We start from the raw sequence: 15612 nt of genomic DNA, 5'->3' as shown, positions 1-15612 counted from the left end.
GCGCTTCGCGCGCCCCGGAATGACAGTGTTGGCGGCCGCAAGACCGCGCTCAATCCTGGATCTTTGAGAAATCCGCCACCGCGCGCGTGGCGCTGCGGATCTCGTTGAGCAGCTTCAACCGGTTCTCGCGCACCTTCGCATCCTCGTCGTTGACGCGAACTTTCTCGAAGAACGCATCGACCGGCGGGCGCAGCTTGGCCATCGCACTCATCGCAGCCGCGAAGTCTTCCTTGGCGACGGCAGCGCTGGCTTCCGCCTGCACTTCGCCGATCGCCTTGGCCAGCGCCTTTTCCTCGGCAAGGCCGTAGAGCGCAGCATCGGGCGCGCCTTCAAAGCTGCGCTTGTCCTTCTTCTCCTCGATGCCGAGGATGTTGCTGGCGCGCTTGATGCCGGCGAGCAAATTCTTGCCGTCCTCGGACTCGAGGAATTTGCCGAGCGCCTCGACGCGGCGAACGATCATCAGAAGATCGTCCTGGCCGCCGAGCGCGAACACGGCATCGACGAGATCGTGCCGCGCGCCCTGCTCACGGAGTTGGACTTTCAGACGGTCAGCGAAGAAGGCAAGCAGGTCGCTCGGAAGCTTCTGCGCATCGGCAGGCTTCAAGGACAAGCCGGCGAGCGCGGACGCCGCCACCTTCATGAGGGATAGACGCAGTCCGTTCTCGGTGATCAGCCTGATCACGCCCAGCGCCGCACGACGCAGTGCATATGGGTCCTTGCTTCCGGTCGGCTTCTCATCGATGGCCCAGAAGCCAATAAGCGTGTCGAGCTTGTCGGCGAGCGCCACTGCCACGCTGACCGGATCGGTCGGCACGCGATCGGCAGGCCCCTGCGGCTTGTAGTGCTCCTCGCAAGCCGCCGCGACGGAAGCATCCTCGCCCTGGGCCAGCGCGTAGTATTTGCCCATCAGGCCCTGCACCTCGGGAAACTCGCCGACGACTTCGGTCAGCAAATCCGCCTTCGCTAGATGCGCGGCGCGCGTCGCCTTGGCGACATCGGCGCCGACCAGGGGGGCGATCTCGGCAGCGAGGCGTTCGATCCGCTTGATGCGCGCGGCCTGGGTCCCGAGCTTCTCGTGAAACACGATCTGCTCGAATTTCGGCAGGCGGTCTTCCAGCTTCGTCTTCAGGTCCGTCTCATAGAAGAACTTCGCATCGGACAGGCGCGGACGGATCACGCGCTCGTTGCCGGCGACGATGGTCTTGCCGCCGTCGGGCGCCTCGATGTTCGCGGTGAGGACGAATTTGTTGGTCAGCTTGCCCGTCTTGGGATCTTTGACGACGAAGCATTTCTGGTTGTTGCGGATCGTGGCGCGGATCACCTCGTCGGGGATCGCGAGATATTCCGCTTCGAACGATCCCATCATGACGACCGGCCATTCGACCAGGCCCGAAACCTCATCCAGCAGCACCTGATCCTCGACCAGTTCGAACCCTTGCGCGAAGGTCAGCTCCTTGGCGTCGGCAAAGATGATGTCCTTGCGCGCCTGCGGATCGAGGATGACTTTTGCGGCCTTCAGCTTGGCTTCGTAATCCTCGAAGCGGCGCACGGAAATCGCGCTAGGCGCCATGAAACGATGACCGTAGGTGGTCTGGCCGGACTCGATGCCGTCCACCGAGAATTTGACGACATCGGGCTCTTCGGTCTCAGGCCCGAACGTCGCGGTGATCGCGTGCAGCGGGCGCACCCAGCTCAGCGAGCCTGGCTTGCCGGAGCGCGCGCCCCAGCGCATCGATTTCGGCCAGGGGAACGTGCGGATGATCACGGGGAGGATTTCCGCGAGCACGTCGATGGCGTCGCGGCCGGGCTTCTCGATCAGCGCGATGTAGAAGTCGCCCTTCGGGTCGCGCTGGATCTTGGCCTCGTCCAGCGACGTCAATCCCGTCGCTTTCAGAAACCCCTGCACGGCCGCATCGGCCGCGCCGATCTTCGGTCCGCGGCGTTCGGTCTTCAGGTCAGGCTGGCGCGCGGGGATGCCGTGCACGGTGAGAGCGAGGCGGCGCGGCGTCGCGAACGCCTTTGCGCCTTCGTAGACGAGACCTTCGGCGACGAGCTTGTCGGTGACCATGCGGCGCAGGTCTTCCGCCGCTTTGGCCTGCATGCGCGCGGGGATTTCTTCGGAGAACAGTTCAAGCAAAAGATCGGGCATCAGGCCGCTCCGCCCGCTTCAGTATGGATCCAGGCCTCGCCGCAAGCCTTTGCCAGTTCGCGCACGCGAAGAATGTAGCTCTGCCGCTCCGTCACCGAGATCACGCCGCGCGCGTCGAGCAGGTTGAAGACATGGCTCGCCTTGATGCACTGGTCATAGGCCGGCAGCGACATCAGATGCGCCTCGCGCTTGCCGTCCTTCCAGCCGGATTCAAGGTATTTCCGGCAGGCAGATTCCGCCATCTTGAATTGCTCGAACAGCATTGCGGTGTCGGCCAGTTCGAAATTGTGCTTCGAGTATTCCCGCTCGGCCTGCAGGAAGACATCGCCATAGGTGACCTTGGCGTCGCCATCGCGGCCATTGAAGTTGAGGTCGTAGACGCGATCGACGCCCTGCACGTACATCGCGAGCCGTTCGAGCCCGTAGGTGAGCTCGCCCGCGACCGGTGCGCATTCGACACCCGCGACCTGCTGGAAATAGGTGAACTGGCTGACTTCCATGCCGTCGCACCAGCACTCCCAGCCGAGGCCCCAGGCGCCCAGCGTCGGGCTCTCCCAATCGTCCTCGACGAAGCGAATGTCGTGCACGGCGGAATCGATACCGATCGCGGCAAGCGACTTCAGGTACAGCTCCTGAAGGTTCGGCGGCGACGGCTTCATGATCACCTGGAACTGGTAGTAGTGCTGCATCCGGTTCGGATTCTCGCCATAGCGGCCATCCTTGGGTCGCCGCGAGGGCTGCACATAGGCCGCATTCCAGGGCTTTGGCCCGAGCGCGCGCAGCGTGGTCGCAGGATGGAAGGTACCCGCACCCATCTCCATGTCGTAAGGCTGCAGGATCACGCAGCCCTGCTCGGCCCAGAAACGCTGGAGCGCGAGGATAAAGCCCTGGAACGAGCGTTCCGGGCGCATATGGGCGGGCAAGGAGGCGTCCATCGTCAGATCGGGCTCTCGCGGGGGGTTGAATCGCGCGGGACCGTATCGACGGCAGGGGTGGGAATCAAGGCAAAGGGGGTGGAATGGCCGTCATTCCGGGGCGCCCGAAGGGCGAACCGGAATCTCGAGCTTCTCAGGTGCGCAACTGCGCACCCTAGTTCGATGCTTCGCATCGCCCCGGAATGACCGCGTATGAAAAGACGCCCGGCTAACCCGGCCGATAGGCTCCGGTCACGGGATCCTGCTTCAGCGTCTGGACGGCCCCCCTATGGGCGGCCTCAGCGACGCGCGAGAGGCGCATCTCCTCCAGCTCCTGGTTGATCCTGACAGCGGTCTTGTAGGCCCAGCGGACCACGGCAAGCCCGCCCAGGACGCCCGCGAATGCGACGAACGGCGGCATCGGTCGATCCTTGTCTAGTGCTCAGCCCCCACGCGCATTCTTGCGCAGACCGAGCCGCGCCGCAATTGGCACGGCTTCAAGTCTGCTTGGGACCAAATGGCGCGGAGGGGCTCCGTCTAGAACCCGAATTTCGCCCAGATCGCGCGCGTCTCGACCGCCGAGATCAGGTCGTCCGGCAGGCCGGCCATTGATTCCAGGACCGAAAGCTGCCCCGCGCCGGGCGATTTCCGGCCCAAAAGGCTGGAGAGCAGACCGGTCGGCTGAGCAATCACGGGGGTGAGAACCTTGTCGCCAAAGCGGGCACGAAGAGTTGAGCGGAGATCGCCGATGCTGTCGGCAAGCCCCAGCGCGACAGAACTCTCGCCGGCCCAATATTCGCCCGTGAACAGGGTGTCGTCGGAGCCCTTCAAGCGCGCGCCGCGGCTCTCCTTCACCAGCGCGATGAAGATCTGGTGGATCTCGCGCTGGAGCGCCTTCAGCTTGGCGACGTCGTCGGGGTTTTCAGGGAGAAACGGGTCGAGCATCGCCTTGTGCGCGCCGGCCGTGTAGAGACGCCGCTCGATGCCGAGCCGCTTGATCGCCTCCTGGAAACCAAAGCTGCCGCCGACCACGCCGATCGAACCGAGGATCGAGGACGGATCGCAAATGATCTCGTCGCCGGCGCAGGCGATCATGTAGCCGCCGGAGGCCGCGACGTCCTCGACGAACACCAGCACCGGCAGCTTCTTCTCCGCCGCAAGCTGCTTGATGCGCAGGTAGATCTGGCGCGACTGCACCGGCGAGCCGCCGGGCGAATTGATCACCAGCGCCACCGCCTTGGCGTTGCGCATCGAAAACGCCCGCTCCAGCACCCGCGAAACGGTCGCGAGCGTCATGCCCGGTCGCAGTGGCGTCACTGCGCCGATCACACCGGACAGCCGCACCACCGGCACCACGGCCGTGCCGGGACGGAAGCGCGCCGGCAGATATTGCATGAGCTTGTCGGCCAGGCCGGAACTCTCACGATCGTTCAATTGTTCGGCCATGCCGTTACCTCTGATTAACCATTTCTTATCACGCGACTGTCATTGGAAGGGCCCGGAACGTGTTTTGCAGAAACCCCGTTGAGAGGCTGCAATGGGCCGGCGGAGAACACCATGAAAATCTATCTGCTGATGCTGCTGATCGGTGCGCTGTTCATGGCGATCCGCCTGACGACACCACAAGAGCAGCAGTCGGAATCGCTTCCGCAATAGCTCAGCACGGTTCCACCAGGGGTAGAACCGCCCTTCCCTCCAGAATATCCATCACCTCTTTTTTAGGCACGCGTGACTCCTCGTTGAGTATGAGGCCCGGCAACAATCGTGTCGGAGCCCTCCCGCCCTTGATCGCGCGCACCAGCACGCGGATCGCGGGCCGCCCGGCTTCACCGTGAACCGGCAGAATCGCGAGACTGCCGAAGCCGCGAGACAGCGCCGCCAGAACGTCCGCAATCCCATCTGCGCGCCAGATCAATGTCAGCGCGCCATGCGATCGGAGGATGCGCCGCGCCGCATGCACCCAGGCATTCAGCGTCTCATCCGTCGCCACATGCGCGATCTGGCGCGCCTGATCGGGCGAACCGCGATGGCGAGCGGGATCGTTGAAGGGCGGGTTCATCAGCACCACGTCGACGCTGTCCGGCGCGAGCCCGCTGGCCGCGAAGGCCTGCGCGTCCGCGGTGACGTCGAGCACGATCGTCTCGGCGGCAATCGCATTCGCTGCCGCATTGGCGCGCGCAAGCTCCGCCAGTTCAGGATCGATCTCGACCAGGCCGAGCCTGATCCCGGCAACGCGCCGCGCCAACGCAAGCCCGGCCGTGCCGATACCTGCGCCGAGATCGACGACGCGGTCGCCCGCCCTCGCCTCCGTCGCCGCCGCGAGCAGAATGGCATCGTGCCCGGCGCGATGGCCGGACCGCTTCTGCTTCAGCCGCAATTGTCCGCCGAGGAAGGCGTCCTCGGTGAGGTCTGCCAGGGCTTCACTCATCGCCGCGCAGTTCGTGGCTGAGGCCGGCCTCGGTCAGTAGCTGCCGGGCCTCGAGGGCGTCGTCCTCGTGGACCAGGATCCGCCGCGGCAAAATGCCGAGCGAGCCCTCGATGATGCTCATGTTCTGGTCCAGCACCAAATGATGGATGTTGGCGCCGTCGAGCAGCGCGCCGATCGCCGACACCAGCACCATATCGTTGGTCCGAACCAGTTCTCGCAAAACACAGGCCTCCTGCCTGACGGGGATTAAGCGGCAAATGTCAATGGTTCCACGGCCCTTGCCGCATCCCCGTCCAGTTTCTATTGTCTTTCCATCAGAATAGCCCTTCCGGGGCAAATATTGGAGACCGGCGTGGCCGTCATCGTACCTTTCGAAACTCCCGGCGCGTCGATCGAAGAGCTGGTTGCCCTTGTCGCCGGTGACATGGAGCGCGTCAACGCCACGATCCTGTCGCGGACCGGTTCGGACGTGACCATGATCCCGGAGGTCGCCAACCATTTGATCTCCTCCGGGGGCAAGCGCCTGCGGCCGATGCTGACGCTGGCCATGGCCAACCTCGCCGGCTACACCGGCGACGGCCATATCAAGCTCGCCGCCAGCGTCGAGTTCATGCATACCGCCACGCTCCTGCATGACGACGTCGTCGACGAAAGCGAGATGCGCCGCGGCAAGCTGTCGGCACGCATGCTCTGGGGCAATGAGGCGAGCGTGCTGGTCGGTGACTTCCTGCTCGGCCAGGCCTTCCGCATGATGGTCGAGGTCGGCTCGCTCCGTGCGCTCGACATTCTCTCCGCGGCTGCCGCCACCATCGCCGAGGGCGAGGTGATGCAGCTTGCCGCCGCCAAGAACACCGCGACCACCGAAGACGAATATCTGGCCGTGATCCGCGGCAAGACCGCCGAGCTGTTCGCGGCCGCCTGCGAGGTCGGCCCCGTGATCGCCAACCGCCCGAAGGCAGAGCAGACCGCCTGCCGCTCGGTCGGCATGAATCTCGGCATCGCCTTCCAGCTCGTCGACGACGTGCTCGACTATGGCGGCAAGAGCGCCAAGCTCGGCAAGAACACCGGCGACGATTTCCGCGAGGGCAAGATCACGCTGCCCGTCGTGCTCGCCTTCCGCCGCGGCAACGACACCGAGCGTGCCTTCTGGATCCGCGCGCTCGAGCGCGGCGAGATCGGCGACACCGACCTCGACCACGCCATCGGGCTGATGAACAAGCATCGTGCGCTCGAAGACACGCGCAGCCGCGCCCAGCACTACGGCGCCATGGCCGTGGACGCGCTGGCGCTGTTCCCGTCCTCGCCGATGAAGAGCGCGCTGGAGCAGGTCGTGGCGTTCTGCCTGGCTCGGTCGCATTAGCTTCTCGCATCCCTAGCGCTTGCTGGTAGCCACACCCTCAGTGTCGTCCCGGCGAGAGCCGGGACCCATTACCCCGGTCAGCGTTGTCTTAACGGCTCTGGCCCCCATCCTGCACCACAACAACAGTCGTGGGTATGGGTCCCGGCCTTCGCCGCGACGACATCGTTGAGGTACGCGCCACCACTGCATCAACAGCGTCATTGCGAGCGCAGCGAAGTAATCCAGAATCTTCCCGCAGAAGTACTCTAGATTGCTTCGCTCAGCTCGCAATGACGGAGCAAGGAGCGCAGGCGTCGCTCGCCAACTCGCATCCCGGATCACAGAGACAGTTTTACAGTCCCGCACCTCGTCCCCCCGTGCGGGGAAGTCGCCCCTTGTCACTTGCATTTTGAAAGTTACATCCCTACTTTCGAACCATGCAGCCCAAGTCCCCGTCCATCCAGGAATGTCCGGTTGGCCGCGCCGTGGAGACGGTCGGCGAATGGTGGAGCATTTTGATCCTGAGGGATGCGTTCCAGGGCGCAACGAAGTTCGACGAATTTTCGCAAAGCCTCGGGATCGCGCCGAACATCCTGTCGCGGCGGTTGGCCCATCTCACCGAAAGCGGCATGTTCGTCCGCCGTCGCTACAATGAACGGCCGCCGCGCTACGAATATGTGCTGACCGACAAGGCCCGGGACTTCTTCCCCGTGGTCGCGACCCTGCTCGCCTGGGGCAACAAGCATCTCGCACCGAAGGGCGAAGCGATCCTGCTCGCGAACCGGCACGATCGTCGTCCGTTCAATCCGGTCGTGGTCGATGCCGCCGAGATGCAGCCGATCACGCTCGCCAATGCGGTCATCATCGCCGGTCCCCGCGCCAGCCGTCTCATGCGCAAACGGCTGACCTCGCTCAAAGCCATGAACCCGGCCGTCGCGCCGGCTGGAGACTGACATGCGTCGTATCGTCGTGACGGGAATGGGCGCGGTGTCGCCGCTTGGCTGCGGTGTCGAACTGTCCTGGCGCCGGCTGCTGGCGGGCCAAAGCGGGCTGCGCCCGCTGCCGGAATGGTCGCAGGCGCTGCCCGCACGCATCGCCGGCCTCGTGCCCGACAAGGCCGAGGACGCCGACGGTGGCTTCGATCCCGCGCAGGCCGCCGCGCCGAAAGACCAGCGCAAGATGGACCGCTTCATCCTGTTCGCGCTGCTCGCCACCGCAGAAGCGGTTGCGCAGGCCGGCTGGGCGCCGCAGGACGCGGCAGCACAGGAACGAACTGCGACGATCATCGCCTCCGGCGTCGGCGGCTTTCCGGCAATGGCGGAGGCTGTGCGCATCACCGAACAGCGTGGCCCGCGCCGGCTGTCGCCGTTCACGATCCCCTCCTTCCTCGCCAATCTCGCCGCCGGCCACGTCTCGATCAAATACGGCTACAAGGGAGCGCTGGGCACACCGGTCACGGCGTGCGCCGCCGGCGTTCAGGCGATCGGCGATGCCGCGCGCATGATCCGCGCAAGCGAGGCTGATGTCGCGATCTGCGGCGGCGCGGAAGCCTGCATCGACATCGTCAGTCTCGGCGGCTTTGCCGCGGCCCGCGCCCTGTCGAGCGGGTTCAATGACGCGCGTGCCTCGCGCCCGTTCGATCGCGACCGCGACGGTTTTGTCATGGGCGAAGGCGCCGGCATCCTCGTGATCGAGGAGCTGGAGCATGCGTTGGCGCGCGGCGCGACGCCGATCGCGGAGATCGTCGGATACGGCACGACCGCGGACGCCTATCACATGACCTCGGGTCCGCCTGACGGCGACGGCGCTCGGCGCGCCATGGAGATCGCGCTGCGGCAGGCGAAGCTTGCGCCTGCGGATTTGCAGCATCTGAACGCGCATGCGACGTCGACGCCGGCCGGCGACGAGAGCGAGCTTGGCGCGATTGCCGCGCTGTTCGGCCGCCACCGCAGCATCGCGGTGAGCGCGACCAAATCGGCCACCGGCCATCTGCTCGGCGCCGCGGGTGGGCTGGAAGCGGTCTTCACCGTGCTCGCCCTGCGCGATCAGATCGCGCCGCCGACCCTCAATCTCGAGAACCCTGATCCGGGCGCGGACGGCATCGACATCGTCGCAGGCACGGCGCGCCCGATGCCGATGCAGCACGCGATCTCGAACGGGTTCGGCTTCGGCGGGGTGAATGCCAGCGTGATCTTCCGCCGGATCGGCTAAACGACGGGCCTTGTAAACGAGGGCCTTGCAAACGACGGGCCTTGCAATCGCGGCAAGCATCGCTACCAAAGCAGGATGATCAACACGAATTTCTGGCTGTTCCTGGCCGCTGCTTGTCTCATCGCCGCCGTTCCCGGCCCCGGCATTTTCTACGTCGCGGCACGGACCTTGTCGGAAGGGCGCGGCAGCGGTTTTGCATCGACCGCGGGCACCGCGCTCGGCGGGCTGGTTCATGTGGTCGCGGGCAGCCTCGGCATCTCCGCGATCATCCTTGCCAGCGCCGAGCTGTTTGCCGCCGTGAAATTCGTCGGCGCACTCTATCTGGTCTGGCTCGGCATCAGGACTTTTCGCAGCGCCGGCCACGCGCTGTCATTCGGCAACGAGCCCGTCGGCGACAAGCGCGCCTTTCGCGACGGCGTGCTGGTCGAGGCGCTGAATCCGAAGACCGCCGCATTCTTCCTCGCCTTCATTCCGCAGTTCCTTGACCCGGCGGGATCGAACCCGACGCTGCAGTTCATCATGTTGGGCGCGATCTCGGTAACGCTGAACACACTCGCCGACATCGTGGTGGTGCTGATGGCCTCCGCGACACGCACGCAGTTGATCGGAAGGCCGCACCTGATGCGACGCCTCACCCAGGGCTCCGGTGTCTTCATCGCAGGGCTCGGCCTGTCGCTCGCACTGGCGCGGCGGCCCGTGAATGGATAGCGCCGCCATGCTTGCCCCGCAAAGCCGCACTTACGAGTCTCACGGCCTGCGGCTGCACTATGTCGACTGGGGCAACGATGGCGCGCCGGTCGCCATCCTGGTTCACGGCGGCCGCGATCATTGCCGGAGCTGGGACGTCATCGCCCGGTCGCTGCAGCCGCATTTTCACGTGCTCGCACCCGACCTGCGCGGTCACGGTGATTCCGACTGGACCAAAGGCGGCAGCTACGCGCTGACGGAGTATGTGTACGATCTGACCCAGCTCGTTCGTGCCATCGCGGCGCCTCAAGTGACTCTCATCGGCCATTCCATGGGCGGCATGGTCAGCCTGATCTTTACAGGGTCATTCCCCGAACAGGTCTCGAAGCTGGTCGTGCTCGACGGCGTGACGATGTTGCCGGATACACCAAAACCGCCGGTGCATGACCGGATCGGCAAATGGGTCGGTCAGCTGGACAAGCTGCACGACCGCGCACCGCGCCGCTATTCGACGCTCGAAGATGCGGCGGCGCAGATGGTGCTTCACAACAAGCGGCTGTCCCGCGACCTCGCGCTGCATCTCGCCACCCACGGCGCGCGGCAGAACGAGGACGGCACCTATAGCTGGAAGTTCGATCCCTACCAGCGCGCCTCTGCGCCGCACCGGCTCTGGCCGGACGATCACATCGCGCTGTGGTCGCGCATCACCTGTCCGACGCTGCTCTTGAATGCCGGCGAAAGCTTTCTGGCTGGCGCGAGGGCCGCGGGCCTGGAGCGCTATTTTCCGCAGGCGCGCGTCGAGACCATCGCCGGGGCTGGACACTGGCTGCAACATGACAAGCCGCAGGAGGTGCTGGGCGAGATTCGGCGGTTTCTCGGGCTGGCTGAGAACTCGTAGCCCGCATGAGCGCAGCGACATGCGGGACGCGGCAAGCAAGGTCCCGGATATCGCTTCGCTCATCCGGGCTACGCAGCTTGGGCTGGCCGCGCTATCGTATGGCGGGCAAAGGCGCGACAGCGCCGTGCCCCCCATGCATCCGGTTGACTGAACAATTGGTGGGCACGCTTCGCTCTGCCCACCCTATACGGCGGTCGTACCTAGCTCAACGTCCCCGCATGCACCCACCAGCCGGGGTGATCGCGGCGGATCGTTTCGGCTGCGGCATGCGCGTCAATGGACGTGACATAGATCGCAAAGCACGTCGCACCCGAGCCGGACATGCGGGCTAGCTTTACGCCGGCGGAGCCACGCAAGGCTTCCAGCACGTCGCCGATGACAGGCTCGATGCGCATCGCCGGGGCTTCGAGATCGTTGGCGACGGTCTCGAGCGTGTCGACCCAATCGGCAATGGAGGCGGCCTCGCCCGGCCAGGCCGGGGCGTCGAGGACGGAGGTGGCGCCAACCAGAAGTTCGCCATTGCGCAGGCCCAGCGCCTGGAACACGTCCTTGGTGGCGACCGGCACGCGCGGGTTGACCATCACGCAGGGCATGCTCGGCAGCATCAAGGGCAGCAGCTGCTCCCCGACACCCGTCATGTCGCAGGCGCGCGAGAACAGGCACACCGGCACGTCGGCACCGGTCGCAAGTGCAACCTTCTGCAGCCGCGGGTCGTCGAGCGACAGATTGTTGAGACGCGCCAGCAACCGCAGCGCCGCCGCGGCGTCGGCAGAGCCGCCGCCGATTCCGGCCGCGACCGGGAGCACCTTGTCGAGCGCGAAGGCGCCCAGCTTCAGGTTCGGGACGGCTTCGGCCAGGAGCTTGGCCGCCTTGAACACGAGGTTGTCGGCCATATCGCCGCAGGCCGCCGCGAGCGGCCCCGTCGTGGTGAGCTTCAGCTCGCCGCCGGGCTCCAGCGTGAGCCGGTCGGCGCAGTCGGCAAAGGCGACCACGCTTTCGAGATCATGATAGCCGTCGGTACGACGGCCGACCACGCGAAGGCTCAGATTGACCTTCGCGCGCCCTTCTTCAATCAACGCCGGCATTGGCGACACGCCCCCAGAACTTAGTTCTTCCTACGCATGATCTTGCCGGAAAACCGCTACACACTTTTCCGGATCATGCGCTCAACTCAGCCGCCCTTGCCGTCGTCCTTCTTCTTCTCCTTCTCCGCCTGCGCAGCCGAGGAGTTCGAATTGTCGTCGGTCATACCGTTTGCAATCTTGGCCTCGATCTTCGGAAGCTCATCCGCTTCGGGCTTGAGATCGCGGGCGTGCGCCCACTGGAACTTGGCTTCCAGCGTGCGGCCGACGCGCCAATAGGCGTCGCCAAGGTGATCGTTGATGGTGGGATCTTCGGGCTTGAGATCAATGGCGCGCTCGAGGTTCTTCACCGCGTCCTCGTAATTGCCGATGCGGTAATAGGCCCAGCCAAGGGAGTCGACGATGTAGCCGTCATCCGGGCGCTGCTCGACCGCCCGCTTTATCATCTTCATGCCTTCGTCGAGATTGATGCCCTGGTCGATCCAGGAATAGCCGAGATAGTTCAGGACGTGCGGCTGGTCGGGCTGCAGCTCGAGCGCCTTCTTCATGTCGGCTTCGGCCTTGCCCCACTGCTTGGAGCGCTCCTCGCAGATGCCGCGATAATAATACCAGACGCTGTTGGCCTTGTCGTTGCCGGCCGGCAGCACGTCGACGCCTTGCGAATAGGTCGCGCCGCATTCGCCGAACTTCTTGCGGCCGCGCTCGATGTTGCCGAGCGCCATGATGGCTTCGAGATCCTTGGGATCCTCAGTGGTGACGCCCTTGAGAATCTTGATCGCCTCGTCGGTGCGGTCGGCGGAATCCAGATCGATGGCGAGCTGGATCTGGGCGTTGCGCTTGAGCGGCGAGGACGACGGCACCCGTTCGTAGACCTTGATCGCCATCTGCGGCCGCTTCACCGATTCATAGAGATCGGCGAGCGAGAGCAGCGCCAGGGGATGGGTGGGCTGGAGGTAGAGCGAGAGCTGGAGATAGACCAGCGCCAGATCCTCGCCGCCGCGGCGGGTCAGTGTGGCGCCGATGCCGTAGAGTGCTTCTGCGGCGCCGGCTTGCGCGCTATCGACCAGCGGCGGCATCTTCTTGCCGGCCTTGGTGTCGCGCAACCCTTCCATGATCAGCGGATGGCGGGCGAGCTTCTTGTCGAAAGCCTGGTAGACCGTGGTCGCGGCGGCCGAGTCCTTGTTGCGCGATAGCCAGCGCGCATAGGCCTCGGTGACGCGCAGCATAGAATCGTCGAGCTTGTAGGCACGCTCGAATCGGGTGCCGGCATCTTTTTCCTTGCCGGCGAGTTCGAGGATCATGCCGGCGTGGAGATCCTTGAACAGCGGATACCATTCCGGACCGGCCAGCTTGTCGATGGTGGCGACGCCGCCCTTGGCATCGCCCGCACCATAGGCAGCCCAACCCGATAGCAGCGTGGCGACGAGATCGGTGATCGGACCGCGGATCGACTGGTTGATGTTGGACTGCGCGGCCGCGTACTTCTTGAGCTTGAGATCGTGCACGCCGACGACGAGGCGCGCAACGCGGTTGGTCTTGTCGATGGTCAGGATGCGCTCAGCGAGCTTGACGGCTTCGTCAATGTCACCGTCGGCAACCGAGGAGATGAAGGCGCGGTCGAGCAGCTCGTTGTTCTTGGGATCGGTGCGCAGGGCCGAGCGATAGAACGCGGCAGCGGAGGCCGCGTCGCGCTCGACGCTGGCGTGGCGGGCGGCGAGATAGCTGCCGGAGGTGGTCAGCGCCTTCAGATCGTTTCGGGTCGGAAACTGCGCCGCGGTGTCGGACGGATGGTCCGGCGTCTGCGCCCGGACCGCGCCGGGGACCGTCGCCATCGCTGAGCCCATGAGGGCAATGGCGGCAACAGTCCAACGGTTGAAACGATTTGAAAGCATCAGGGCTCGCCTTGAGTTGGTAGTGCCTGGGTTTGCAGAAGGCCGTATCGCATGCGAACGCGGCCGGTGGCATGGGGACCCGGAACCGTCAGGCCGACAATGCCGCTTTTGGCGCTTCACCGCAAGGATTCGGGCCGGGCGATCCCCTCCGCACGGCCCAAATCGACCAAGTGACCGGTCAAGAGCGCCCCAAGACGCCGCCAGTATGGCCTTATCGTGACCACGACCCGCGAAGGCGGCCGGGTTCTCACGCGAACGTGCGTCACAGGGCGAAGATCACGCAACTTTGGTCACATTGGGCCTTGGTCACATGGATCGTGGCTTACTGACCCCAGCCTACATCGCCTCGTAGTTCGGACCGCCGCCGCCCTCCGGGGGAACCCAGGTGATATTGCCGTTGGGGTCCTTCACGTCGCAGGTTTTGCAGTGAACGCAGTTCTGGGCATTGATCTGGAAGCGCGGGCCCGAACCTTCCTCGATCCACTCATAGACGCCGGCCGGGCAATAGCGATTCGAGGGACCGGCGAACACGTCGTGCTCGGAGGTTTTCTGGAGGTTGATGTCCGTGACCTTGAGATGGACCGGCTGGTCCTCCTCATGATTGGTATTGGACAGGAACACCGACGAGAGCTTGTCGAAGGAAATCTTGCCGTCCGGCTTCGGGTAGGTCCTCGGCGCGTGGGTCTTGGCCGGATCGAGCGTCGCGCGATCGGGCTTCGCGTGCGACTGGGTGCCAAACAGCGAGCCGCCGAACAGCGTGTTGCACCACATGTCGAAGATGCCGAGCCCGGCGCCGATGAAGGTGCCGAACTTCGACAACAACGGCTTGGCGTTGCGGACAGGATAGAGGTCCTTACCGACGACGGAATCGCGCCAAGCGTTCTCGTATTCGACCAGCTCATCATTGGCGCGGCCCGCAGCGAGAGCTGCGTTAACATGTTCTGCCGCGAGCATGCCGGTGCCCATGGCATTGTGCACGCCCTTGATCCGGGGCACGTTGACGAAGCCGGCCGCGCAGCCGATCAGCGCACCGCCCGGGAAGCTCAGCCGCGGCACCGACTGGTACCCGCCTTCGGTGATGGCGCGCGCGCCGTAAGCCAGCCGCTTGCCGCCTTCAAGCGTCGCGCGGACCGCCGGATGGTTCTTGACGCGCTGGAATTCGTCGAATGGCGACAAATAGGGGTCGTTGTAGTTGAGATGAACGACGAAACCGATCGACACCAGGTTCTCGTCATAATGGTAGAAGAACAGGCCGCCGCCGGTGTTGTTGTTCAAGGGCCAGCCAACGGCGTGCTGCACGAGGCCCTTCTGATGCTTGGCCGGATCGATCTGCCAGACTTCCTTCAGCCCGATGCCAAATTTCGGCGGCTCACTCTTGGTGTCGAGCGCGTATTTCGAGATCAGCTGCTTGGTCAGGCTGCCGCGCGCACCTTCGGCGAACAGCGTGTACTTGCCGAGCAATTCCATGCCACGGGTAAAGGAGTCCTTCGGCTGGCCGTCCCGGCCGATACCCATGTCGCCGGTGGCGATACCGCGCACTGCGCCATTGTCGTCATAGAGCACTTCGGCCGCTGCAAAGCCGGGATAGATCTCGACGCCTAGCGCTTCCGCTTTGCGCGCCAGCCAGCGGCAGACATTGCCGAGCGAGCCGATATAGCAGTGATGGTTGTCCATCAGCGGCGGCATGATGAAGTTCGGCAGCTTGATCGCGCTGGTCTCGGTGAACCAGAAGAAGCGGTCGTCCTTGACCTGCGTCTTGAGCGGACAATCGGAATCCTCGCGCCAGTCCGGGATCAGCTTGTCGAGCCCGGCCGGGTCGATCACGGCGCCGGAGAGAATATGCGCACCGACCTCGGAGCCCTTCTCCACCACGACGACATTGAGATCGGCATTGATCTGCTTCAGCCGGATCGCCGCGGCCAGGCCCGAGGGGCCGGCGCCGACGATGACGACGTCGAATTCCATGGATTCGCGCGGGGGAAGTTCTTCGGTGCTCATCTGATCTCAGCCCT

Annotated in this window: 14 protein-coding genes; 5 read left to right on the top strand and 9 right to left on the bottom strand. The window is 64.8% G+C overall.

Going from position 1 to position 15612, the window contains the following annotated elements:
• Nucleotides 1-49 precede the first annotated feature (49 nt).
• The 6 genes from glyS to AC0L2J_RS01725 all read right to left on the bottom strand — a co-directional run bounded on the left by glyS (nt 50) and on the right by AC0L2J_RS01725 (nt 5711).
• Nucleotides 50-2149, bottom strand: a complete 2100-nt coding sequence (gene glyS, locus AC0L2J_RS01750; RefSeq protein WP_007607176.1) for a glycine--tRNA ligase subunit beta — start codon at nt 2147-2149, stop codon at nt 50-52.
• Nucleotides 2149-3084 carry a glycine--tRNA ligase subunit alpha gene (locus AC0L2J_RS01745; RefSeq protein WP_473386799.1) on the bottom strand — a complete coding sequence of 312 codons (936 nt, stop codon included), beginning with the start codon at nt 3082-3084 and terminating at the stop codon, nt 2149-2151. The genes glyS and AC0L2J_RS01745 overlap by 1 nt, the downstream gene beginning before the upstream one ends.
• Nucleotides 3085-3292: 208 nt before the next feature.
• Complete coding sequence (locus AC0L2J_RS01740) at nt 3293-3484, bottom strand: hypothetical protein (RefSeq protein ID WP_007607173.1); 192 nt, start codon at nt 3482-3484, stop codon at nt 3293-3295.
• 116 nt (nt 3485-3600) lie between these two features.
• Complete coding sequence (locus tag AC0L2J_RS01735) at nt 3601-4509, bottom strand: S49 family peptidase (protein ID WP_007607165.1); 909 nt, start codon at nt 4507-4509, stop codon at nt 3601-3603.
• 211 nt (nt 4510-4720) lie between these two features.
• Nucleotides 4721-5491 carry a tRNA1(Val) (adenine(37)-N6)-methyltransferase gene (locus AC0L2J_RS01730; protein ID WP_063993461.1) on the bottom strand — a complete coding sequence of 257 codons (771 nt, stop codon included), beginning with the start codon at nt 5489-5491 and terminating at the stop codon, nt 4721-4723.
• Nucleotides 5484-5711 carry a putative signal transducing protein gene (locus AC0L2J_RS01725; RefSeq protein ID WP_007594964.1) on the bottom strand — a complete coding sequence of 76 codons (228 nt, stop codon included), beginning with the start codon at nt 5709-5711 and terminating at the stop codon, nt 5484-5486. Before AC0L2J_RS01725 ends, AC0L2J_RS01730 begins: the two co-directional genes overlap by 8 nt.
• Before the next feature lie 132 nt (nt 5712-5843).
• On the opposite strand from AC0L2J_RS01725, the gene AC0L2J_RS01720 reads away from it, so the two are divergent.
• From AC0L2J_RS01720 to AC0L2J_RS01700, 5 genes are all read left to right on the top strand, one after another.
• Complete coding sequence (locus AC0L2J_RS01720) at nt 5844-6851, top strand: polyprenyl synthetase family protein (RefSeq protein ID WP_007594965.1); 1008 nt, start codon at nt 5844-5846, stop codon at nt 6849-6851.
• Between the two features lie 416 nt (nt 6852-7267).
• The gene (locus tag AC0L2J_RS01715) at nt 7268-7783 is read left to right on the top strand and encodes a winged helix-turn-helix transcriptional regulator (protein WP_473386797.1); all 516 of its coding nucleotides are present in this window, start codon (nt 7268-7270) and stop codon (nt 7781-7783) included.
• A 1-nt stretch (nt 7784) separates the two neighbouring features.
• Complete coding sequence (gene fabF, locus AC0L2J_RS01710; protein WP_473386794.1) at nt 7785-9041, top strand: beta-ketoacyl-ACP synthase II; 1257 nt, start codon at nt 7785-7787, stop codon at nt 9039-9041.
• 75 nt (nt 9042-9116) lie between these two features.
• Complete coding sequence (locus AC0L2J_RS01705; RefSeq protein ID WP_473386792.1) at nt 9117-9749, top strand: LysE family translocator; 633 nt, start codon at nt 9117-9119, stop codon at nt 9747-9749.
• 7 nt (nt 9750-9756) lie between these two features.
• Nucleotides 9757-10626: an alpha/beta fold hydrolase gene (locus AC0L2J_RS01700; RefSeq protein ID WP_473386790.1), complete on the top strand. Its 870-nt coding sequence runs from the start codon at nt 9757-9759 to the stop codon at nt 10624-10626.
• Between the two features lie 200 nt (nt 10627-10826).
• Here the strand turns inward: AC0L2J_RS01700 and AC0L2J_RS01695 are convergent, their stop codons facing one another.
• From AC0L2J_RS01695 to AC0L2J_RS01685, 3 genes are all read right to left on the bottom strand, one after another.
• A complete protein-coding gene (locus AC0L2J_RS01695; protein WP_473386788.1) occupies nt 10827-11711 on the bottom strand; it encodes a 4-(cytidine 5'-diphospho)-2-C-methyl-D-erythritol kinase in 885 nt (294 codons plus the stop codon).
• An 86-nt stretch (nt 11712-11797) separates the two neighbouring features.
• Complete coding sequence (locus AC0L2J_RS01690) at nt 11798-13600, bottom strand: tetratricopeptide repeat protein (protein WP_156526787.1); 1803 nt, start codon at nt 13598-13600, stop codon at nt 11798-11800.
• Nucleotides 13601-13936: 336 nt separating this feature from the next.
• A complete protein-coding gene (locus AC0L2J_RS01685) occupies nt 13937-15598 on the bottom strand; it encodes an electron transfer flavoprotein-ubiquinone oxidoreductase (protein ID WP_063993466.1) in 1662 nt (553 codons plus the stop codon).
• Nucleotides 15599-15612: the final 14 nt, after the last annotated feature.

This window comes from Bradyrhizobium sp. MV1.5, assembly GCF_055807615.1.
Note: the sequence above shows the minus strand (reverse complement) of the source record. Positions and strands in the feature narration are given on the sequence as shown.